The organism is Streptomyces sp. SKN60 (genome assembly GCF_026236535.1).
Lineage (GTDB): Bacteria > Actinomycetota > Actinomycetes > Streptomycetales > Streptomycetaceae > Streptomyces.
Genome location: NZ_JAHTMW010000009.1, coordinates 199426 through 222132, shown reverse-complemented (window position 1 = coordinate 222132; position 22707 = coordinate 199426). Strand labels below are relative to the sequence as shown.

The following is a 22707-nucleotide window of genomic DNA, read 5'->3' as shown; positions in this document are numbered from 1 at the left end:
CTCTCGCCCTCCCCAGGGAGCACATTCCGGGCAAAATGGGGTAACCCTGTTGTATGAACACTTTCCTCGTGGACTCGGCGCACGTCACCACGGCGGCTGGTGTCTGGCAGTCCGGACTGGCCCAGGTGCTGGGTGGTCTGATCGTGGTCGCCATCCTCATCGGCGCCTTCATGTTCGGGATCCGGGTGAAGAACAAGGAACTTCCGCCACCCGACCCCGACACCCAGCCGCACCGGCCGGACACCGGAGCGCTGCCGGGTGAGACGTCCGAGTACCGGAAGCCCAGCGAGATGCCGCAGACCGACGGTGAGCACCGGCTCATGCCGTACCACCTGAAGAACTCCGGTGAAGAAGCCACCGACCCCCCGAGCGAGGAAAAGCGCAAGTGGGGCGGTATTTCCAGCGGCGGCTTCGGCAGCGGCGGCCCGGGCCACGGCGACTGAGCCGCCCCGCCCCGCCCGTACCCGTACCCCCGTGGACATGACTCCCGTCGACTCCCCTCCCCTCGACCCCGCTCCGGTGGCCGAGCGGCTGCTCGGCACCGCCGGGGCACCCGCCGCCTCCTCCCTCGTGGAGGAGGCGGTACGGGCGTCCGGCGGACGGCTCGCCGACCTCGCCGCGTTCTGCCTGGACTGGCTGCGGGCACGTGAGGCCCTGCGCCCGGTCCCGCAGGACCCCTGGGACGCCCCGGAGGCCGAGGAGGCCCTGGACGCCCTGGCCCCGTCGGAACGGCTCGCCTTCGTCCTCCACGAGGACTTCGCCGTGCCGTACGACACGATCGCGCCGCTCGTCGGCCGCACCCCAGCCGCCACCCGTCAGCTGGTCTCCCGGGCGCGCCGCCGGGTGGAGGGCACCGAGGAGCTGCCGGCCCCGGATCCGGAGCGGCAGCGGAAGGTGGTGGCGGCGTTCCTGGCCGCCGCGCGCGAGAACGACGTGGACGCCCTGCTCGCCCTCCTCGACCCGGACGCGGTGCTGCGAGCGGACGCCGAGGCGGTACGGGCGGGGGCGGCGCCCGCGCACGGCGCGCCGGCCGTGGCGCACCGTGTCGCGGGACGGGTGCGGGAGGCCCGTACGGCGCTGGTGAACGGCGCGGCGGGCCTGCTGTGGACGGCGCCGGACGGCGAACCGAAGGCGGTACTCCGCTTCACCGTCCTGGAGGACCGGGTCACGGCGGTCGACGCCCTGGCGGACGGCGAGCACCTGTCCCGGCTGACGCTCGCGCCCCTGTGAACTACCCAGCGGTGGAGCGGAGCCCGATCATGTTCCCGTCCGGGTCCTTCACGGTGGTGATCCGCATCCCGCCGCCGACCTCCTGCACCTCCTGCACCGTGGTCGCACCGGCCGCAAGCAGCCCCTGGAGCAGCCCGTCGAGGTCGTCGACGTCCCAGAAGGGCACGGGTCCGGTCAGCCCCTTGCCGTGACCGTTGGGGTCGAGCCCGAAGTGCTGCCCGTCGACGTCGAAGCCCACGTAGTACGGCGCGTCGACGCTGGGCGCGGTTCCGAGGAGGGTGGTGAGCAGGGCCTTGGCCCGCTCCAGGTCCTTCACGGGAAAGATCACGGTGTTCATGGCCATGGCTGCTCCTCGGACGACGGGGCCGGATGACGGGGTGGATGACGGGGGGCGAACAAAGCTCCTCCCCCAGTCACGCCCTGCGGGTCGCCCCGCGTCGCGCCGGACTGCGCCGTACGGACCACGTCACCGCCCGGGAGGCCGCCCGAGGAGTTCCCCGGCCCGCCCGGCGATGTGCGCGGGCGGCTCGATCCCGGCCGGCAGCACGGGATCGGCCTCCGGCACCCCGAACCGCGTCTCGACCGGCAGCACCCCGGCCCACAGGCCCAGTTCGGCGTCGGGCCCGTCCCCGTCGTCCGGCGGCCCGCTCGCGACCTTCACGGACGCCTCGGCCAGGTCGAGCGCGACCAGCGCGGTCGCGGCCAGCTCCTTGCGGCTGGGCTGCCGCACGTACTCCCACTGCCCCGGCGCGGACTGCTCGGTGAGCGCCTTCAGCCCGCGCAGCTTCTCCTCCGGATCGGTCACCAGGCGCGGCACGCCGTAGATCATCGCGCTGCGGTAGTTCACCCCGTGCTCGAACACCGACCGCGCGAGCACCAGCCCGTCCACATGCGTCACGCTCACGCACACCACCCCGCCCGGCGCCTGCACCAGACTCCGACTGGCCACGGACCCGTGCACGTACAACCGGTCCCCGTCGACCCCGTACACGGTCGGCACCACCATCGGCGCCCCGTCCACGACGACCCCGAGATGACAGAGGAACCCCGCCCCCAGCACCTCGTCGAGATCCCCCCGCCGATGACTCCCCTTGTGCCGCATCCGCCGCAACCGCGTCCGCTCGGTCACCCCGAACTCCGACTCCGACCCCTGCTCCGCCATCCCGGCTCCCCCGCCTCGCCCATCCCGAATCGAAACCACAAAACCCCAGGTCAGAGGCGTCCGACCGCGATCACCATGACGCCGCGTCCACCCTAGTGCCACCCAGTCCGCTCACGCAGCGCTCACCCCCGTCCCGATAGGCCCCGGTAGCAGGGTCGGTGTCGGCGTTCCAGTCAGGCCCCGCAGCCTCCTCCGAGGAATTCGCCAGGATCCGAGCGAGCCGGTTGTGGCGCTTGGACGCACTGGGGCTCACAACGACCGTCCCGTCCACGATCTCGACTGTCTGCGGAAGAAGCGCCGCGTCCACAACTGCCCGTTCAGCCCCACGTCACAGGGTCGATGATCGAGGACCGCTTGCCGCACGGCGGCCTGTTCGGCCTCCCCGAGCATCCGGTGCACCCCAACCGGCTTGCCGCGTGGGCGTATGACCAGCGCCTCCCGGCCGCCGGCCTGCCACTTCGCCCACCAGATGCCGACCGCTTTCAGCGACACCCCGAACACCGCCGCCACGTCCTCACGATCCCGCCACCCCGGCCCGGAGCCATGCGGCAGCGCCGCGCCGAGCGCGCGGGTCGGCCCGGTGCGGTCGGCGACCTTCCGCAGCAACACCACGCCCGCATGGCCGATCAGGTTCTTCTCGTCGGCTCGGACATCGAGCCCCTCCTGCTGCCGGAGCGTCAGGCCACAGCCGTAGCCGAACACATGGGGTCAATGGCCGGCCCACCACCCGGACGGGCGCAGCCAATTGGCCCAGTGAAGGTGATAGTGGAACAAGACGGCCAATCAGCCCGTATGCCACCAGAATTCCGACAGGCCCTGTTCATCGCGGCGTCGCCGTCGGCACACCGATGTTCAAGCCAAAGTTCCTTGACCCCCGCGTCGGGCCGAGGATAGGTTCCGCATAGATCTTAGAAAGTCCGTGCGATGCCATTTGCCAACTCACGCTTCATGCATGAGCCTTGACGCATCGCGCCGCCTTATGACATGCACTTCGGGGGAAGCGTGTTCGGTCGGAACTGGTTGACATCCTGGCGTCGCAACGCGTCGGCAGGGTTCGTGTCGCGTCATGTACGCGGCCTTCCCACGCGGTTCGCAATGTCGCCGTGTCCGGGCCGCTTGCCGGGGTCGTAGCGGCGGCGGGTTCAGCCGCTATGGGTGTGCGGGCGTTGGCGCCGGACCACCGCGTGACGACAGCGCGGGCGCGCCAGATGATCCGCTAGCGGTTTCCACGACGTTTCGGGTCGGAGCATTGTGATCCGACCGCGGCGGACGGCTCCCATCGGGCCGCCGCCCTCCGGCCGCCGTGCGCGGCGGCTGTCCCATGTCTCCCTTGCAGCCCGGCCGCTTGTGCATAAAGCGCCGGCACCGTAGTCCGACCCCACCACCGCCGCAGAGCGTCCCCTTCCCATCGGGACGCCTGCCGGTCGCGCCTGCGCGGAAGTGTCCGAGGCGAAGAATACCCAGTCATCCCAACCTGAATCCACGGGGGAACAGCATGCTGGTTGGAGCGATTTCACGCGGTTTGGCATCCTTCAAACCGAGATCCACCGACACTCCCGCTCTTGTCTGCGTTCCGTGGGCCGGATCCGGCGCGGCGCCGTTCCGGGCCTGGACGCCCGCCTTCGGGCAGAACGCCGGCGTCTACGGCGTCCGCCTGCCCGGCCGCGAGAGCCGGATTGAAGAAACCTTCCTCAGGGACGTCGACGCCATGGTCGCCGGCATCGTCGACGACGTGCTGGACCTCGGCCCGCGGCCGATCGTCCTGTTCGGCCTCTGCTCCGGTGCCCTGCTGGCCTACGAAGCGGCTCGCGTGCTGGGGTCGCGGGTCTCCCACCTGTTCGTGGCCTCCCAGCTGCCGCCGATCGACGCGGCCCGCGTGGCGGCCGAGGAGCTGGAGTCCCGCGAAGCACTCGCCGAGCGCTATCTCACCGCGGAGGCCGCGGCCGACCCGGAGATGGCCGAGCTGCTCCTGGAAGTCCTCGAAGCCGACATCGGCGCCATCAGCGGCTACCACTACACGCCCGGCGGCCTGGAGATCCCGATCACCGTGTTCCGGGGATCGGACGACCACGAGATCGGCGCCGACCTGCTCGGCGGCTGGACGGCCGAGAGCACCGGCCGTGTCGCCGTCCGCGAGATCAGCGGCGCCAACCATCTCTTCAGCGGTGCGTCCTGGCCGGAGCTGGCCGCCGAGATCTCGGCGGAGCTGGGCCTCGCCGCGAACTGAGGCCGGTCCCCCGTCCCGAACTTCCAGCACCACCCCATCAAGCGCTGTGTGGAAACGTCATTGAAAGGCCTCACACCGATGAGTTCAATCCCCGCCGCTCGCATCGGCGGTCGGCGTCCCGTCGGCGGCACCCGAGTCCTCAGCCGGCCCGAATCCATCGTGGAGAGCGAGCACTTCTCCATTCGTCCCTGCGGTCCCACCATCGGCGCCGAGATCACCGGCCTGTCGTTGGCCGAGCCGCTCGCCGCCCCGGTCCTGGGCGACCTGCGCCGCGCCTTCCTGGACTGGAAGGTGCTGTTCTTCCGCGACCAGCATCTGACCGCAGGCCAGCACGTCGACCTGGCAAGGGCGTTCGGCGAACCGATCATCCTGCCGGTGCCCGACAAGGGTGAGTTCCCCGAGGTGACCCGGGTCGCGGCCGGCGTCGGCGAGCCTGGCGCCGAGAACGTCTGGCACAGCGACGGCTCCGGCGACGAGAAGCCGTCGCTCGGCTCGATCCTGCGCGCCCTGCACGTCCCGCCGGCCGGCGGCGACACGCTCTGGGCCGACATGGCCGCCGCCTACGACGGGCTGCCTGAGGACGTGAAGGAGCGCATCGCGCACCTGCGCGCCGTCCACGACCCGCTGACCATCTACGACGGCTACGACGACGTGGCCCAGGACCGCGAGGGCCTGGACATGTTCCCGGTCAGCGAGCACCCGATCGTCCGGGTGCACCCGGAGACCGGCCAGAAGATCCTCTACGTGAACCGCTTCTACACCACGCGGATCCTCGGCCTCGACGACGCCGAGGGCGCCGAGCTGCTCGCCTTCCTCTGCGACCAGGCCCACTACCCCGAGTACCAGGTGCGCTTCCACTGGACGGACGGGGCGGTCGCGATGTGGGACAACCGCTCGACCCAGCACTACGCGGCTTCCGACTACTACCCGCAGACCCGCGTCCTGGAGCGGGTGAGCATCGCCGGAGACAAGCCGCAGGGACTGCGCCGGCCGCTGGCGGCGGCCACCCGGAGGGGACGCTGACCGTGCGGACGACTGATCTGACGACGGCCGAGCGGCTCGGTGTCCTCGCCGGCCTGTTCGCCGAGGTCCTGGACCTCGACGACGCCGCCGAACTCGGGCCGGACGACGACTTCTTCGACGAGGGCGGAAACTCGCTGCTGGCCACCCGGCTGATCAACGCGATCCGGACCCGATTCCGCGTCGACCTCCCCCTGAAGGCCCTGTTCCGCGCGCCGACCGTCGCCGGACTGCTGGCCCTGATCGACACCGCCCCGAGCAGCCGCCCGCCGGTCGCCCAGCAGGAGCGCGGTGGACTGTTCCCGACCTCGTTCGCGCAGCGCCGGCTGTGGGTCGTCGAGCAGTTCGAGGCTACCGGAGGCCTGTACAACATGCCGATCGCGCTGCGGCTGCGCGGCGCCCTGGACCGCGACGCCCTGACCGCGGCGCTGCACGACGTCGTGGTCCGGCACGAAGTCCTCCGCACCGTCTACGTCGACGTGGACGGCGTCCCGTGGCAGCGGATCCTCGACCCCGAGGACACCCGGCTCGCGGTCAATCACGTCACCACCGCGGCCGAGTCCCTGCCGTTCCTGCTGTCCGAGGCCTCCCGGCACGTCTTCGACCTCGCCACCGAGCTCCCGATCGCCTGCTGGCTGTTCGAACTGGGGCCGGAAGAGCACGTCCTGCTCGTGGCGCTGCACCACATCGCGGTCGACGACGTCTCGCTCCGCCCGCTCTTCCAGGACGTCTCGACGGCCTACACCGCCCACCTCGATGGCCGGGAGCCGGAGTTCGCCGACCTGCCGGTGCAGTACGCGGACTACGCGGTGTGGCAACGTGAACTGCTCGGCGAGACCACCGATCCGGACAGCCTCGGCGCCGTGCAGACCGCCTACTGGCGTTCGGCGCTGGCCGGCCTGCCCGACGAGCTGGCGCTGCCCTACGACCGGCCGCGGCCCGCGGTGCCGACATTCCGCGGCGACCGCGCCCTGCTGACCGTGGACGCCGACCTGCACGCGGCGCTGACCCGGCTCGCACAGAACGAGGGCGTCAGCCTGTTCATGGTCGTCCACGCCGCCCTGGCGACGCTGTTCGCCCGGCTCGGCGCCGGTCCCGACCTCGTGGTCGGCGCCCCGGTCGCCGGGCGCACCGACGCCGCGCTCGACGACCTGGTGGGCTTCTTCGTCAACACCCTGGTCCTGCGCGTGGACGCCTCCGGGCAGCCGGATCTCAGGACCCTGCTGAACCGGGTCCGCTCGGCGGACCTGGACGCCTTCGCGCACCAGGACCTGCCGTTCGACCGCCTGGTCGAAGCGCTGAACCCGAGCCGCTCGCTGGCCCGGCACCCGCTGTACCAGGTGATGCTCACCGTCCTGGCCGAGGACGACTTCCTCTACGTGCCCGGCCTGTCCAGCACCGAGGAAGACGTGGACCTGTCCTTCTCCCGTTACGACATGTGGGTGGGCCTGTCGGAGTCGAAGACCGCCGACGGCGCCTGCGCCGGGATGTCCGGCGAGATCCGGTACAGCACGGACGTCTTCGACGCTTCGACCATGCGGGACCTGGCCGACCGCTTCATCGCGACGCTCCGTGACTTCGTCACGGACCTGTCGCAGCGGGTGGTTCCCGCCGCGGCTCCGAGGACTCCAGCCGGCGTCCGGCGCCGCGCGGTCCCGCAACCCGTCCTGCCCACGACCTAAGCACGTAAGGCAAGAAATGATCCTGAACGTCTTCAACCTCGGATCGGCTCCGCCGAGCACCATCGCGCGAGTGGCGGAGCCCTACGGCGGTTGCGTGTTCATCGTCGACCCTGAGGAGCCCGACGCGATCGCGCTCCTGCCGGTGCTCGAGGAACTCGGCACGGTCGTGACCGCGAACACCTTGGAAGCCTGCGTCGAACTCCTCGCGGACGTCACCCCGCGCGGCGTCGTCGTCTTCGACGAGCGCAGCATCCGGCTGGCCGCCGGACTGGCCGAGTACTACGACCTGCCGGGGGTCTCCCCGAAGGCCGCACAGTGGCTCTGCGACAAGTCGGCGCAGCGCGAGCGGCTCAACGCCTGTGGCATCGGCGACGTCCGTTCGGTGTCGATGACCGGCGGCGAGGTCCCGGCCGAGATCCCGCTGCCTGCCGTGGTGAAGCCGAGCGCCGGCGCGGGCAGCGAGGACACCTTCATCGTCCGGACGCGGGAGGAGTTCGACGTGGTCGCGGCCGGGCTCGACCCGGCGCGCGCCTACGTCGTCGAGCACTACATCGAAGGTGCGGACGCGCCGCTGGGGTCGTGGCTGGCCGACTACGTCTCCGTGGAGAGCGCGGTGGACGCCGCCGGCACGGTCCGGCACATCGGCATCACCGGTCGCCTTCCGCTGGCCCGACCGGCGCGGGAGACCGGCCTGGTCTTCCCGGTCAAGCCCGACGCCGAGCTGGAGGAGAGCCTCCTGGGGCTGGCCGAGGCCACCATTTCCGCCCTCGAGTTCCGCGCCGGCCTGGCGCACACCGAGATCAAGATCGGCACCGGCGGCCCGGTCGTCATCGAGTTGAACGGCCGCCTCGGCGGCGGCCTGCACCGGCTGATGCCGCAGGCCGGCGGCGTCGAGCCGGTCTCCGTGGCGGTGGCCCTGGCCACGGGGGAGCCGGTCCCGGACGGATTCCCCGAGCCCGCGCGGCACGCGCTGCACTACTACGTGCAGCCGCCTTGTGAGGCCACCGCCGTGCTGGAGCTGCCGACGCCGCGCGTCGTGAAGACCGCGCCCGGGGTGTTCCAGGCCGACCGGACCGCGCGGCCCGGCGCGAGCGTGGACTGGCGACGCGGCTCCACCGGCCGGGTCTACGACGTCTGGCTGGTCGCCGACTCGCTGCCCGAGCTGGCCTCCCACCAGGCCGGCCTGGACGAGGTCCTGGAGCGCACGATCCGATGGGAGTCCGCGTGAACGCCGAAACGGTGTCGCTGCACGAACTGGTGGACCAGCAGGCCGACCGGGAGCCGGACGCCCCGGCGGTCGTCGTGGACGGCGAGGAGCTGACCTACGCGAAGCTCGTCGACGACAGTCGCCGGCTCGCCGCCGACCTCCGCGACCTGGGAGTCGCCGAGGAGCATGTCGTCGCGCTCGACCTGCCGGTCGGCCCGCGCCTGGTCTCCGCGATGCTCGCGGCCGGCCGGCTGGGCGCGGCCTTCCTGCCGCTGGACCAGCGGGACCCCCGGGCCCGTCGGGACTACCTGCTCGCCGACGCCAAGCCGGCGGCCGTGGTCACGGCCCACGACGTCCTGGTGCCGGAGACCGCGCCGGAGAAGCTGAGCGACCGCCTGCCCCGGGTCACCTCCCCGGCCGCGTACCTGAGCTACACCTCTGGCTCGACCGGCGAGCCGAAGGGCGTGGTCACCGAGCAGCACGCGATCGTCAACTACATCCGGGCGGCCATCGCCGAGTACCGGCTGACCCCGGCCGATCGCCAGCTCCAGTTCGCGTCGATCGCCTTCGACATCGCCATGGACGAGGTGTTCTCGACCCTGGTCGCCGGCGCGACGCTGGCACTGCGCGGCAAGGACTTCGTGTACGAGGACGCCCAGGACTTCCTCCGCCTGCTCGACGAGCGCGGCGTCACCGTGGCGAACCTGCCGACCGGCATCTGGAACCAGTTCGGCCTCGCCCTGCGACAGACCCCGCAGGTGAGTCTCCCGGCGGCGCTGCGCGTCATGGTGGTCGGCGGCGAGGCGGCCAGCGCGGACGCCGCCGCGGCCTGGCACGCGGCCTCCGTCGCCGACGGCTTCCGGGTCGTCAACGCGTACGGCCCGACCGAGGCCGCGGTGTCGGTGAGCTTCGCCGAGCTGACCGCCGACGGTCCGGTGACCATCGGCCGGGGCATCGCCAACGTCGGCCTGACGCCGGTGGGCGAGGACCTTCTGCCGGTCCCGGCCGGCGAGATCGGCGAACTGCTGGTCACCGGCGTCGCCCCGGCCCGCGGCTACCTCGACCGTCCCGAGCACACCGCGGCCCGGTTCGGCGAGAACGCGGAGGGCCGCTACTACCGCACCGGCGACCTGGGCCGGGTCCGGCCGGACGGGCTCATCGAGTTCCACGGTCGCGCAGACGAACAGGTCAAGGTCCGCGGCGGGTTCCGCGTGGAGCCCGGCGAGGTCGTCAGGGTGCTGCTGACGCACCCCGGCGTGGCCGACGCCGTGGTGCTGCCCGTCGACCAGGGCGCCGGGCGGGTGCTGGCCGCGTTCGTGGTCGCCGCCGCGGACGGCGGGCCGCAGGACACCGAGCTGCGCGAGCACCTCGGGAGCCGGCTGCCGGACTACATGGTCCCGAGCTCGTTCACCCGGGTCGAAACCGTCCCGCTCACGCCGCGCGGCAAGGTCGACGCGGCGGCGCTGACCGCCCTCCTGGCCGACCTGACGTCGCAGCCCACTGCGACTCCCGGCACGCCGGAGGCCGTGGAGAACGCCGTCCGCGAGGCCTGGACCCTGGCCGTCGGCGCCGAACCCGAGGACGACGACGCGGACTTCTTCGACGAGGGCGCGGACTCGATCGCGGCCGTGGAGTTCCTCAGTCAGCTGCGGGTCCGGCTCGGCTTCGCGCCCGCACTGCGCGCGCTCTATGCCTCACCCCGGTTCGGCGACGTCGTCGAACTCCTGGCGCAGGGCGACGGGGTCGCCCCGTCGGACCGCTGAACCCGCCCCACCATGCCCTGTCGAACCACTGTCAAACCCATCCCCACACCAGAAGGTCGTCCATGAATTCGGTCGCATCGCGGCTCAAACGCTGGCCGTTCGTCCCCGGGCAGGCGAAGTTCCGGAAACTCTGGGCGGCGCAGTCCGTCTCACTCATGGGAAGCCAGGTCAGCCTGGTGGCCTTCCCGTTGGCGGCCATCTACCTGCTGGACGCCGACACCGATGAGGTCGGCCTGATCGCAGCCGCCGAGCGCCTGCCGTTCCTGGTCTTCGGACTGCTGGCCGGCGTGCTCGTGGACCGGTGGCGGCATCGCAAGGTGCTCATCACGGCGGACTGGGTCCGCGCCGGCGCCATGGCGCTGGTGCCGCTGTTCGCCTGGATGAACCACCTCTCCATCGCGCTGATGTGCGTCGTGGTGTTCGTCGTCGGCGTCGCGACGGTGTTCTTCGACATCGCACACCAGAGCATCCTGACCTCGGTGGTCGAAGAGGACGACCTGCTGGAGGCCAACCGGCTTCTGGAAGGCAGCCGTGCGGTCTCGGAGTTCGCCGGGCCCGGCATCGCCGCCTTGATCCTGAAGCTCATGGCCGCTTCCTACGCGATCGCCGTCAACGCCGCCACGTTCGCCTTCTCGGCCCTGTTCCTGCACGCCATGGGCAAGGTCGACTCCGAACCGGAGAAGACCGGCGAGCGCACCTCGATCCGGTCCGACCTCGTCGCCGGGCTGGCGTTCATCCGCCGGACCAGCTTCCTGCGCTGGAACGCCCTGATCGGCGCCACGTGGAACCTGCTGCTCAACGCGCTCATGGCGGTGTTCTTCGTCTTCCTGGCGCGGGACCTCAAGCTGAGCCCGTCGGTCATCGCGATGGTCGTGCTCGCCGGCAGCGTCGGCGGTCTCGTCGGCATCGCCGTGATGGGCCGGATCAACAAGATGGTCGGCCTCGGCCCCGGCATCGCCGTCGCCACCGGCACCAGCGCGGTCGGCGGCCTGGTGATGGCGCTCGCCGGCGGCTCGTCCACCCAGGCGGCGATCACCGTCGCGGTGGCGTACCTCGTCATGAACTCGAGCTATCCGCTGTTCGACGTCAACGTCATCAGCATCCGTCAGACCATCACGCCGCAGAACCTGATGAGCCGGACGACCGCCGCGATGCGGACGATCGTCTGGGGCACCCTGCCGATCGGGTCCGCCATCGGCGGTTTCATGGGCGTGAACCTCGGCACGCGGACGTCGATCACCGTCCTCGGCGTGCTGCTCCTCCTGCCGGCCGTCTTCACCCTGATCTCGCCGATCCGCAAGATCCGGCAGATCTCGGACATCGACGTCCCCGGCCGGACCGCCGACGCCGACGCCGACTCCGCCGACTCCGCCGCGGCCGCCGTCACGGACACCGACCCGGATTCCGACAACGCGGCCCTGGCCACCAAACGCTAAACCACCGCTGGAGACACCGAAGTGACTACCGAAAGCACCAGAGCGCCTGAGCGCCCCGGCCCGAAGAACCTCCGCCGCCGCGCGGTCGCGATGACCGACGGCCCGGCCGTCACCGTCACCCCGCCGGCCGGCGACCGCCTCCCGGCCACCGTCACCCCCGACATCCCCGGCGTCGACCTCGCGGCCTGGCTCGCGGTCAGCGGCGACATCCTGAAGGGGCTGCTGCACACCCACGGCGCCGTCCTGTTCCGCGGCTTCGGCATCTCGGGCCCGGAGGGCCTGGAGCGGCTGGTCCTCGCGGTCTCGCCGGAGGCGATGAACTACGTGTACGGCTCCACTCCGCGCACCCGCGAGATGCGCCAGGTGTACACGTCCACCGAGTACCCGGCCAGCGAGTCGATCCCGCTGCACAACGAGCTCGCCTACGCGACCACGTGGCCGATGCGGCTGTGGTTCCTCAGCCACAAGGCCGCGGAGACCGGCGGCGCGACCCCGCTGGCGGACAGCCGCAAGGTGTACGAGCGGATACCGGAGGACGTCCGGAACCGGTTCGCCGAGCACGGCGTGATGTACGTCCGCAATTACGGCAGCGGCATGGACCTCACCTGGCAGCAGGCCTTCGAGACGGAGGACCCGGCCGAGGTCGAGCGGTTCTGCGAGGAGTCGGGGATCGAGTACACCTGGTTCCCCGACCAGCGGCTGCGGACCAAGCAGATCGCCCAGGCGGTCGTCCAGCACCCGGTCACCGGCGAGTGGTCCTGGTTCAACCAGGCCCATCTCTTCCACACGTCCAGCCTGCCGCAGGAGGCACGCGAGACGCTGCTGGAGACGCTGGAGCCGATCGAGCTGCCGCGCAACGCGCTCTACGGCGACGGCACGCCGATCGAGGACGAGGTGATCAAGGCCATCCACGAGGCAATGGAGGCCGAGTACCGCGCCGAGGGCTGGAGCGACGGCGACGTGATGCTGATCGACAACGTCCTGGTGGCCCACGGCCGTCAGCCGTACACGGGAGCACGCAAGGTGCTCGTGGCCATGTCCGAGCCGGCCTCGTCCGACTTCGGGGGTACCCGATGAGCGACGACCTGACCGAGGCGTTCGGCACCTCGCCGCAGCAGGAGCAGGTGTGGCGGGACGCGGTGTCGCGGGACGGCCTCGCCGCCGCGGTCACCGCGGTGGTGGAACTGACCGGCCCGCTGGATGTGGAGCGGCTGCGCCGGGCGGCGCAGCAGCTCGTCGAGCGGTACGAGATCCTGCGCACCGATCTGCGGATTCCGGACGGATATGTGGCACCGGTGCAGGCGATCTCGCCGGACGCGCGACTGGAGTTCGAGGTCCGTGACGTCGCGGATCTCGCCGCCGTCCGGGCGGATCAGGTGTGGTCGGCCGAGCCGGTGCTGCGGTCGCGGCCGCTCGCGCTGCGGGTCCTGCGGGTCGACGCGGAACGGCACGCGTTGGTGCTGACGGCCTCGGCGGCGACGCTGGACCGCGCGGGCGCGACGGTGCTGATCGGGGAACTCGCCGGGGCGTATGCCGCGGACGGTGCCGCTGCGGCATCCGACGACGAGGGGCCGATGCAGTACGCGGACCTCGCCGAGTGGCTGCGCGAGCGGGTCGGCGACGGCAAGTTCGAGATCCAGCAGTGTCTGCGTGGGATCGACGACGGGACGGCGCCGCTCGGGCTGCCGTTCGAGCTGCCGGTGGCGACCGGCGCCGCGACCTCGACCCCCGGTTCGCTCTTCGCGGTCACCGACGTGTCCGGCGTGCTTCCCCAGGACGTCACCGAGCTGCTCACCACCCTCGGTTGCAGCCTCCGCGACCTCCTCCTCGCCGCCTGGCAGGTCGCCCTCCACCGTTACACCTCGGCGGACAACCTCCTCACCGGCCTGCTCGACTCCGGCCGCGGCCTCCCCGAGCTCACCGACATCCTCGGCCCGCTGGCCCGCCTCCTGCCGTTCCAGGTCTCGATCGCCGAGGACACCACCTTCCGCACGGTCGTGGCCGCCTGCCACACGGCTTTCGAGTCGGGCACGTCGGAGTCGGACCTGTTCGACCCGGCCTGGTGGTCGGCACGCCCCGCCGGCACGGTCGCGGCCTTCGACCACACCGCCGTCGGCCCCTCCCGCATGGCAGCCGATGTCCGGTTCTCGACGCTCGCGGTCCACGGCATCCCGTCCGGCGCGGGCCTGTCGCTCGTGGTCGACCAGTCCGGCCTCGCCGAGGCCCGGGTCGCCCTCGCCTACGACACCACCCGCTTCACCGCTGAGGACGTCGCCCAGCTCGCCACGGTCCTGCGGACCGTTCTGGCGGTGGAAGACGCCGACACTCCCGTCGGCGGCCTCCGGATCTGGCCGGACCCCGAGCAGGCCTCGCTCGCCGAACGCGACGACATCCGCCTCGTCCCGTCCCGGTTCGCGGACCACGTCTCGCAGACCCCTGACGCGACGGCTGTCGAGGACGCCACCGGCGCCCTCACCTATGCACAGGTGGACGGGTTCGCGGCCCGGCTCGCCGCTCGCCTCACCTCGGCGGGCGTCGGCCCCGGCGCGGTCGTCCCGGTCCTCCTGGAACGCGGCGCAAGCACCATCGCCGCGATGCTCGGCGTCTGGCGCGCGGGCGCGGCCTTCACCGTCCTCGACGACACCACGCCCTCCGGCCGCATCGCCGCGATCCTCGCCGACACCGAGGCGCAGGTCGTCGTCACCAGCGCCGCACTCGACGGCCTGCTCGCCGACTCCGCCGTGGACCGCATCGTCCTCGACGACCTGACCGACGACGTCCAGGGAACCGTCTTCGAGACCGCCCCGGACACCCTCGCCTACGTCGTCTACACCTCGGGCAGCACCGGCACCCCCAAGGGCGTCGCCGTCAGCCACGCGGCCCTGGCGTCCTACGTCCACGACGTCGGACACCGCCTCCCGGGCTCGCAGTCCTCCTCGTTCGCCGCCATCACGACCTTCGCCGCCGACCTCGGCTACACCGCTGTCTTCTCCGCCCTGGCCTCCGGCGGCCGGCTGTCGGTCATCCCGAAGTCCGCGACCACCGACGCGGTCGAGCTGGCCGCCTGGCTGACCGATCACGCGATCGACTGCCTGAAGATCGTCCCGTCGCACCTGGCGGCCCTCCTGAGCGCCTCCGACGACCCGGCCGGCGTCCTGCCGCGCAAGCTGCTGGTCGTCGGCGGGGAGGCCTGCCCGCTCGACCTGATCGAGCGGGTCGCCGCGCTGGCTCCGGACTGCGTCGTCGTCAACCACTACGGCCCGACCGAGACGACCGTCGGCATCTGCACCTTCCCGGCCGGCAGCGCGCCCCTCGACCCGCGGGTCCGGACCGTCCCGATCGGCACGCCGCTGCCCGGAATCCGGGCCGCCGTCTGGGATTCCGCCCGCCGCCCGGTTCCGGCCTGGATGCCCGGCGAGCTGTACGTCTCGGGCGCGCAGGTCGCCGAGGGCTACCTGAACCAGCCCGAGATGACCGCGGAGCGGTTCGTCACCGCGCCCGCGACACCCGGCGGCGAACCGCTGCGCTGGTACCGCACCGGCGACGTGGTCCGCGCCCTGCCCGGCGGCGAGCTTGAATACCTGGGCCGCACCGACCACCAGGTGAAGATCAACGGCTACCGGGTCGAGCCGCAGGAGGTCGAGGCGGTCCTGCGCACCCACGCCGGCGTCCGCGAGTGCCTGGTCGCCGTCACCGGCGCCGACAACCAGCTGACCGCGTTCGTCGCCGCCGACGAGGACACCGTCCCGATCACCGAGCTGACCGAGCACGTCCGCGCGTTCCTGCCGGAGCACATGATCCCCAAGGCGTTCGTCGTCCTCACCGCGCTGCCGCGCACCGAGAACGGCAAGATCGACCGGACGGCGCTGGCCGCCCTGGATGTGGCGGCCAACCGCGCCCGGGACGCCGTGCCGCCTCGCGACTCGCTGGAGTTGCAGGTCCTGGAGATCTGGCGCGCGATGCTGGGCTCGGACCAGTTCGGCGTCACCGACAACTTCTTCCAGGTCGGCGGGCACTCGCTGCTGGCGTTGCAGCTGCTCGCGGAGATCACCCGCAAGCTCGGCAGCCGCCTGCCCATCTCCGTCCTGTTCGAGAGCGGCACGGTCGAAGGACTGGCCCGCGCGATCCGCGCTCAGGACGGTTGGCAGCCGACGGCGATCGTCCCGATCCGGCCCGGCGGCAGCAAGCCCCCGGTGTTCTGCGTCCACGCCGGCGGCGGCAGTGTCATGGGCTACCTCGACCTGGCGCGCTCCCTGCCCGCCGACGTCCCGGTCTACGGCCTGGAGTCGGTGGGTCTGGACGGCCGGGCGACACCGCTGGACCGGGTCCAGGACATGGCCGAGCGGTACGCCGCGGAGATCGCGCGGCTGCTCGACGCCGAGGCCGACGGCAAGGCCGGCGACACCTCGTCGTGCACGGTCATCGGCTGGGGCCTCGGCGCGGTCTTCGCCTACGCGGTCTCCGAGCAGCTCCGGACGCTGGGCCGACCGGTGGCCGCCCTGGTCGTCGTCGACGGAGCCGCTCCGGACGCCCAGGCGCTGCGCGCGGTGCTCGACGGCACGTCCGCCGACGAGTACTACAGCGGGATGACGGACGAGTTCGTCATCGAGCGGTTCGCCGCGCACTACGGACTGTCGGTGGCCGACGAGGACCTCGCCGGTCGTTCCGACGCCGAGAAGCAGGACGTGCTGGCCGCCGCGATGCGGGAGCAGAACGTGCTCGCGTCGGACGCCGGCGCCGGCCACCTGGAGACGCTCTTCGACCTGTACCGCCGCAACATCGCGGCCTGCAAGGAGTACGTCCTCGGATTCCAGCCCGCCGTCTCGGACTACGACCTGCTGCTGCTCCGCACCAGCGACGACACGGCCGGGCCGGAGCAGGACGACGTGCTCGGCTGGCGGGAGCTGTTCGGCGACCGCTGCACGCTGGCGTGGTTCCCCGGCGACCACTACGAGGTCATGAAGCCTCCGATCGTCGGAACCCTCGCCCCGCTCATCGAGAAGGCGATGGCGAGCACCTCGTAGGCGGCATCCGGCTGGATGTCCGAACTGAACGCCGCAGGCCGGCGGGTCCCCGTCCTGACCGGGAACCGCCGACCTGCGGTCGGGCTTGTAGGCAAGGAGGTTGGCTGTGTCCCGATGGATCAGGATCTTCCATCCGGTCGCGTATCCCGCGGCCCGCCTGGTGTGCTTCCCGCACGCGGGCGGCACGGCGAGCTCATACGCCGCGCTGTCCAAGGCCCTGACACGGCAACGAATCCAGGTGCTGGCGGTCCAGTACCCCGGCCGGCACGAGCGGTTCTCGGAACCTTGCGTCACCGACGCCGACGAACTCGTCGCCGCGGTCCTCAGTGCGCTGCCGGTCATCGAGGACGGCCAGGCCCTGGGCCTCTTTGGGCACAGCATGGGGGCAGTCCTGGCTTTCGAAACCGCACACCGCCTCCGGGACCGCGGCGTCCCGGTCACGGCGCTGTTCGCCTCCGCGCGGCACGCGCCGTCCACCCCGTGGGTCGGACCCGATCTGGCGGAGCGGGACGAGGCGGCGATTCTGGCTGACACCCGCCGGCTCGGCGGCATGAGCGACTCGATGCTGGCGTCCCGCGAGCTGGTCGAGTTCGTCCTCCCGTCGCTGCGCGGCGACTACCGGCTGCTCGCCGGCTACCGCTACCGCGCGCGGCGCGCCCCGCTGGACTGCCCGCTGGTCACGCTGGTGGGGGACGCCGACCCGGCGGTCTCACCCGAGGACCTCCTGGCCTGGCGGCGCGAGACGGCCGGCGACTTTCGCCGCCACGTCCTGCCTGGCGGACATTTCTATCTCGACGACCGCTCCGCCGAGGTCGCGGCGCTCGTCGGGGCGACGCTTCGGGGTGAGGTCGCGTGAGGAGTTCACCGCTGCGGTCAAGGAGTCGCTCGGGGCTGGGGTGTTCAGTGCCCTCTCGTGCCGGTTGCCCCGGCACGCGCATGACAGGCGGATCTGACGGGGGGGTGAGCGTGCGGCACCTGGCCCCCTCGACCAGGTGCCGCGCGAACTCGACGGGACCACGCACGCCCCCCGGGCCCGCCGCACCGCACTCGCCGCCGCGCAGGGTCGGGTCAGGCAGGGCGGGTGGCGAGCAGGGCGAGAAGGTCCGCCGTCGTGGTGTTCTGCCCCATGCGCGGGAAGATGTGGGTGACGCTGTGGTCGTGGGCGGTCGCGTCGAAGCTGGTCATCGCGTCGGTCGCGAGCAGGACGTTGTAGCCGAGCTCGTAGGCCGTGCGGGCCGTGGTCTCGACGCCGATCTGTGTGTTGATGCCGGCGAGCACGACCTGCGTGACACCCCGCTCCTGGAGCTGCGCGTGCAGGGTGGAGTTGGTGAAGGCGCCCCAGTTGGTCTTGGTCACCCGCAGATCACTCGGCCGGACATCGAGCTCGGGCAGGAGCTCGAGCCAGTCCTGCGTGTCGTCATCGTCCCCCTCGTCGCCGCCGTAGTCGAAGTCGGTGCGCCCCGGGGCCATCGCGGCGACGTTGACGAGCACGACGGGCAGGCCCAGGGAACGGAAGGACTCGACCAGGGCGACTGCGTTCGCGACGACGCCCTCCACCGGGTGCGCTTTGGGCCCTTCGACGATCCCCTTCTGCAGATCGATCACGACGAGTGCTGGCAGTGCGTCAAGAAGGCTCGGCTGCATGGCCGTTACCCTGTCACATCCTCCGGACGTACCGCCTCACCCGCCCGGTCGATGTTCGTAGGGTGTACCCATGGAACGGATCATCAGCTTCACCCACCTACGCAACGTCCGCGACCTGGGCGGTCTGGTCACCACGGACGGGCGGACGATACGCCCCGCGCTCGTCTACCGGTCCGACAGCCTCCACAAACTGGCAGGCGCGCACGCGGCGGAGGACCGGGAGCGCTACGCGAAGCTCGGCGTGCGCACCGTGATCGACCTGCGGCACGGCTGGGAGATCGACCAGCAGGGCCGGGCGCCGCTCGACACCGCGCCCGCCTGGCACCACCTGAGCATCGAGCACCGCCCCTACGACCAGTACCACCAGTCGTTCAAGGACGTCGCACGGTTCTTCGCGGACCGCTACGTCGAGACCGCCGAGGACGGACGGGAGGAGATCCGCGCCGTACTCGAACTGGTGGCGGACCCGCAGTCAGCGCCCGTGCTGTACCACTGCAAGGGCGGCAAGGACCGGACCGGGATCATCACCGCCCTGATCCTCCACCTGCTCGGGGTCGCCGAGGCCGACATCGTCGCGGACTACGCCTTGACGGAGGTCGTACGCCCCGTCCTGCTCGCCGAGTGGGAGGCCGCAGGAGGAAAGCCGCTGCCGCCCGGGACCGGTGCGTTCCGCGCCCCTGCTCGGGCCATGGAGCTGTTCCTGGCCGAGCTCGCGCGGGACTACGGCTCGGTCTCCGGCTACATCGCCTCCACCGGCGCCGACCCGGAGGACCTGGCGCGGCGGCTGCGCGCCCTCTACCTCGAGAAGGAGTTCTGAGCCCTCTCCGCTCCGTCGGAATTGGGTGCTTGTCTTGCTCGGGTGACTTGTTGGGGTGGTTCGCTGGGGTCTGGTGTGCCGTCGGCCGCCTCGGGTTCCTACCTTCGGTGGTGAGCCGTTCGCTGTCGGAGCGGACACCGGTCGGGCGTGGGTGCGAGCTGTCCCGGTTGCAGATCACGGCGGAGGCGTCCGGAGATAGCTGGTCCCCCTCCAGCGCAAGGCCGAGCAAGAAGCGCAGGTCCGCCAGGCCGCCGAGGAAGCGAAGAAGGCCGCGAAGGCGAGGGCCAAGCGGAAGAAGGCCGCGAAGAAGGGCTGACGGCCGCTCCGCTCACGCAAGCAAAGTCGCGGCAGTCCGGCCGTGAGACGCGCCATGCCTCGGACAACAGAAAAGGCCAGGTCAGACGGTGTCTGACCTGGCCTTCCTCTGAGCCGCCTTCGGGATTCGAACCCGAGACCTACGCATTACGAGTGCGTTGCTCTGGCCAACTGAGCTAAGGCGGCATGCCGTGCGGTCCCATGGTGGGTGCAGCAGCGTCGCCAAGTCTACACAGTTTCCGGGGGTGCTCCGACCACGGGTCGGAGCGGTGCCGGGAGGGGCTACGAGCAGCGCTTTCCGTTCTGGGGAGGGGTGCCTTCGAGGAGGTAGGTGTTGATCGCGGTGTCGATGCAGTCGCTGCCGCGGCCGTAGGCGGTGTGGCCGTCGCCCTCGTAGGTGAGGAGGGTGCCGGAGGAGAGCTGGGCGGCGAGGGAGCGGGCCCACTTGTAGGGGGTGGCGGGGTCGCGAGTGGTGCCGACGACGACGATCGGGGCGGCGCCCTCGGCGGTGATGCGGTGGGGGCTGCCGGTGGCGCGGGCGGGCCAGTAGGTGCAGTTCAGGGCGGCCCAGGCGAGGTTGCGGCCGAAGACGGAGGAGGCCTGCTCGAAGGACGGGACCGCCTTCTCGACGTCCGTGGGGCCGGCGGGGAAGGCGGGCGGGAGGTCGAGGCAGTTCACGGCGGCGTTCGCGTCCATCAGGTTGGCGTACGAGCCGTCCGCCTCCCGCTCGTAGTACGAGTCGGCCAGTGCGAGCAGCGCCGAGCCCTCGCCGCCCATCGCCCGGGTCAGCGCCTCGCGCAGCTGCGGCCAGGCGGACTCGTCGTACATCGCGGCGATCACCCCGGTGGTGGCCAGGGACTCGCCGAGCTCGCGGCTCTCGCCCGTCGGGACGGGCTTGGCGTCGACCTCGCGGAAGAAGCGCTTCAGGGCGTCGAGGGCGGCCGGGGCGGACGCGGTGCCGAGCGGGCAGTCGGTCTGCTTCACGCAGTCCGCGGCGAACGCGTTGATCGCGGTCTCGAAGCCGGCGGTCTGCTCCCGGTTGAGCTGCTCGGCGGTCAGTGACGGGTCCATCGCCCCGTCCAGGACAAGCCGCCCGGTCCGGTCGGGGAACAGCTCCGCGTACGTGGCGCCCAGGAAGGTGCCGTACGAGGCGCCCACGTACGTCAGCTTCTCGTCGCCCAGGACCGCCCGGACGATGTCCATGTCGCGGGCCGCCTCCACGGTGGAGACATGCGGGAGGACCTTGCCCGAGCGCTTCTCGCAGGCCGCCGCGAAGTCCTTGTACGAGCCGGCGAGCGCGTTCTGCTCGGCGGCGCTGTCCGGGGTGACGTCCACCTGCGTGTACGCGTCCATCTGCGGCCCGGTCAGGCACTCCACCGGCTCGCTGCGGGCCACCCCGCGCGGGTCGACGCCCACGATGTCGTACCGCGCGCGGACCGGGGCCGGATAGCCGATGCCCGCGTACCCCTGGAGGTAGCCGACGGCCGAGCCGCCGGGCCCGCCCGGGTTCACCAGGAGCGAGCCGAGGCGTTTGCCGGGGCCGGTCGCCTTCACCCGCGAGATCGCCAGGTCGACCCGCGCGCCGGCCGGCTTCGCGTAGTCCAGCGGGACGTGCACGGTGCCGCACTGGAAGCCCGGCACGCCGCAGTCCCGCCAGGTCACCTTCTGGCCGTAGTACGCCCGCAGCCCGGCCGAGGAGGCGGACGTGGACGCGGACCGGGACCCGGAAGCAGAGGCGGAGGACGACGGCGCGGCCGCGTCACTGCCGCTCGTCGAGCAGCCGGAGAGGATGAGCCCGGCGGCCGTGAGGGCCGTGGCGGAGATGCGGAGCAGACGCCTGGAATCCATTCCCGGAGCGTATCGGGGCAGGTACGGAACGTGTCCAATCGGCCCTGTGGACAACTCCGTCCCTGTGGACGACCTCCCGGGGAACCTGTGGACGGTCAGTCCCGCAACGCCATCGTCATCGCCTCCACCGCGAGCAGCGGCGCCACGTTCCGGTCGAGCGCCTCGCGGCAGGCGAGGACCGCCTCGATCCGGCGCAGGGTGCGCTCGGGAGGCGTGTCGCGGGCGATCTGCTCCAGGGAGTCCCGTACGTCCTCGTTGGCCAGGGCCGTCGCCGCGCGCAGCTGCAGGGCGAGCACGTCGCGGTAGAAGCCGGTCAGGTCGGAGAGCGCGAGGTCGAGGCTGTCGCGCTGGGTGCGGGTGCGGCGGCGCTTCTGGCGCTCCTCCAGCTCCTTCATCGCCCCGGCCGTGCCGCGCGGCATCCGGCCGCCCTGGGCGGCGCCGAGCGCGGCCTTCAGCTCCTCGGTCTCCTTGACGTCGACCTCCTCGGCGACCTGCTTGGCGTCCTCGGCCGCCGCGTCGATCAGCTCCTGGGCGGCCCGCAGGCCACCGCCGACGTCACCGACCCGCAGCGGCAGCTTCAGCACCACGGCACGGCGGGCCCGCGCCCGCTCGTCGGTGGCGAGCCGCCGCGCGCGGTCGATGTGTCCCTGGGTGGCGCGGGCCGCGGCGTGCGCCCGCTCCGGCTCGATGCCGTCCCGGCGGATCAGCAGATCGGCGACGGCGTCCACCGAAGGAGTGGTCAGCGACAGATGCCGGCAGCGGGACCGGATGGTCGGCAGCACGTCCTCCAGGGACGGCGCGCACAGCAGCCACACGGTGCGCGGCGCGGGCTCCTCCACGGCCTTCAGGAGCACATTGGCCGCGCCCTCGGTGAGCCGGTCGGCGTCCTCCAGGACGATGACCTGCCAGCGCCCGCCGGCCGGGGACAGCTGGGCCCGCCGGACCAGGTCGCGGGTCTCCTTCACGCCGATGGAGAGCAGGTCGGTGCGGACCACCTCCACGTCCGCGTGCGTACCGACGAGCGCCGTGTGGCAGCCGTCGCAGAAGCCGCAGCCCGGTGCCCCTCCGAGCGCCCGGTCCGGGCTCACGCACTGCAGCGCCGCCGCGAACGCCCGCGCCGCGGTGTCCCGGCCGGCCCCGGGGGGCCCGGTGAACAGCCAGGCGTGGGTCATCTTGGACGCGTCGGGAGCGGGCTCGCCGGCGGCGTGCGCGGTCACGAGCGCGTCGGCGTCGCGCGCGGCGGCGGCCAGCTGCTCCTCGACCCGCGGCTGCCCCACGAGGTCGTCCCATACGGCCATGCCCGATGCCCCTCCTCAGGTACGCGCTGCACGT

General features: G+C 71.8%; 17 protein-coding genes, 1 tRNA gene and 2 pseudogenes. 12 read left to right on the top strand and 8 right to left on the bottom strand.

Translation table 11 applies throughout. The annotated features are described in order from the left end of the window. The first annotated feature begins 53 nt into the window (after positions 1–53). Positions 54–443 (top strand): DUF6479 family protein, encoded by a 390-nt coding sequence (locus tag KV205_RS17415; protein WP_265865286.1) that lies wholly within the window; start codon positions 54–56, stop codon positions 441–443. A gap of 37 nt (positions 444–480) precedes the next feature. Beyond that, the gene (locus tag KV205_RS17410; RefSeq protein ID WP_265865285.1) at positions 481–1230 is read left to right on the top strand and encodes a sigma factor-like helix-turn-helix DNA-binding protein; all 750 of its coding nucleotides are present in this window, start codon (positions 481–483) and stop codon (positions 1228–1230) included. Position 1231: 1 nt separating this feature from the next. Here the strand turns inward: KV205_RS17410 and KV205_RS17405 are convergent, their stop codons facing one another. From KV205_RS17405 to KV205_RS17390, 4 genes and pseudogenes are all read right to left on the bottom strand, one after another. Continuing rightward, positions 1232–1573, bottom strand: coding sequence for a VOC family protein (locus KV205_RS17405; protein WP_265865284.1), 342 nt, complete (start codon positions 1571–1573; stop codon positions 1232–1234). A 123-nt stretch (positions 1574–1696) separates the two neighbouring features. Continuing rightward, a complete protein-coding gene (locus KV205_RS17400) occupies positions 1697–2392 on the bottom strand; it encodes a pyridoxamine 5'-phosphate oxidase family protein (protein ID WP_265865283.1) in 696 nt (231 codons plus the stop codon). Between the two features lie 154 nt (positions 2393–2546). After that, positions 2547–2672, bottom strand: a pseudogene (locus tag KV205_RS17395) (Uma2 family endonuclease); the annotation flags it as partial. A 17-nt stretch (positions 2673–2689) separates the two neighbouring features. Further along, positions 2690–2944, bottom strand: a pseudogene (locus KV205_RS17390) (hypothetical protein); the annotation flags it as partial. A 970-nt stretch (positions 2945–3914) separates the two neighbouring features. Between KV205_RS17390 and KV205_RS17385 the strand changes: the two are divergent. From KV205_RS17385 to KV205_RS17345, 9 genes are all read left to right on the top strand, one after another. Further along, positions 3915–4619: a thioesterase II family protein gene (locus tag KV205_RS17385; protein WP_265865282.1), complete on the top strand. Its 705-nt coding sequence runs from the start codon at positions 3915–3917 to the stop codon at positions 4617–4619. 78 nt (positions 4620–4697) lie between these two features. After that, positions 4698–5642, top strand: a complete 945-nt coding sequence (locus tag KV205_RS17380; protein ID WP_265865281.1) for a TauD/TfdA family dioxygenase — start codon at positions 4698–4700, stop codon at positions 5640–5642. 2 nt (positions 5643–5644) lie between these two features. After that, on the top strand, positions 5645–7321 hold the full coding sequence (locus KV205_RS17375) for a condensation domain-containing protein (protein WP_265865280.1): 1677 nt from the start codon (positions 5645–5647) through the stop codon (positions 7319–7321). A 70-nt stretch (positions 7322–7391) separates the two neighbouring features. Continuing rightward, positions 7392–8549 carry an ATP-grasp domain-containing protein gene (locus KV205_RS17370; RefSeq protein ID WP_265865279.1) on the top strand — a complete coding sequence of 386 codons (1158 nt, stop codon included), beginning with the start codon at positions 7392–7394 and terminating at the stop codon, positions 8547–8549. Continuing rightward, positions 8546–10291 carry an amino acid adenylation domain-containing protein gene (locus tag KV205_RS17365; protein ID WP_265865278.1) on the top strand — a complete coding sequence of 582 codons (1746 nt, stop codon included), beginning with the start codon at positions 8546–8548 and terminating at the stop codon, positions 10289–10291. Before KV205_RS17370 ends, KV205_RS17365 begins: the two co-directional genes overlap by 4 nt. 62 nt (positions 10292–10353) lie before the next feature. Then, on the top strand, positions 10354–11727 hold the full coding sequence (locus KV205_RS17360) for an MFS transporter (protein WP_265865277.1): 1374 nt from the start codon (positions 10354–10356) through the stop codon (positions 11725–11727). Between the two features lie 21 nt (positions 11728–11748). Next, a complete protein-coding gene (locus KV205_RS17355) occupies positions 11749–12804 on the top strand; it encodes a TauD/TfdA family dioxygenase (RefSeq protein WP_265865276.1) in 1056 nt (351 codons plus the stop codon). Next, positions 12801–16751, top strand: a complete 3951-nt coding sequence (locus KV205_RS17350; RefSeq protein ID WP_265865275.1) for an amino acid adenylation domain-containing protein — start codon at positions 12801–12803, stop codon at positions 16749–16751. The genes KV205_RS17355 and KV205_RS17350 overlap by 4 nt, the downstream gene beginning before the upstream one ends. Positions 16752–16857: 106 nt before the next feature. After that, a complete protein-coding gene (locus KV205_RS17345; RefSeq protein WP_265865274.1) occupies positions 16858–17607 on the top strand; it encodes a thioesterase II family protein in 750 nt (249 codons plus the stop codon). A gap of 212 nt (positions 17608–17819) precedes the next feature. On the opposite strand, the gene KV205_RS17340 is transcribed toward KV205_RS17345, so the two are convergent. Further along, positions 17820–18395 carry an isochorismatase family protein gene (locus KV205_RS17340; protein ID WP_265865273.1) on the bottom strand — a complete coding sequence of 192 codons (576 nt, stop codon included), beginning with the start codon at positions 18393–18395 and terminating at the stop codon, positions 17820–17822. Between the two features lie 70 nt (positions 18396–18465). Between KV205_RS17340 and KV205_RS17335 the strand changes: the two genes are divergently transcribed. Continuing rightward, entirely contained in the window at positions 18466–19212 is a 747-nt protein-coding gene (locus KV205_RS17335) for a tyrosine-protein phosphatase (protein WP_265865272.1), read from the top strand. 427 nt (positions 19213–19639) lie between these two features. Here the strand turns inward: KV205_RS17335 and KV205_RS17330 are convergent. From KV205_RS17330 to KV205_RS17320, 3 genes are all read right to left on the bottom strand, one after another. Further along, positions 19640–19713: transfer RNA gene (locus KV205_RS17330), tRNA-Thr, on the bottom strand. 96 nt (positions 19714–19809) lie between these two features. Continuing rightward, positions 19810–21375: an alpha/beta hydrolase gene (locus KV205_RS17325; RefSeq protein WP_265865271.1), complete on the bottom strand. Its 1566-nt coding sequence runs from the start codon at positions 21373–21375 to the stop codon at positions 19810–19812. Between the two features lie 95 nt (positions 21376–21470). Further along, a complete protein-coding gene (locus KV205_RS17320; protein ID WP_265865270.1) occupies positions 21471–22673 on the bottom strand; it encodes a DNA polymerase III subunit delta' in 1203 nt (400 codons plus the stop codon). Positions 22674–22707 lie beyond the last annotated feature (34 nt).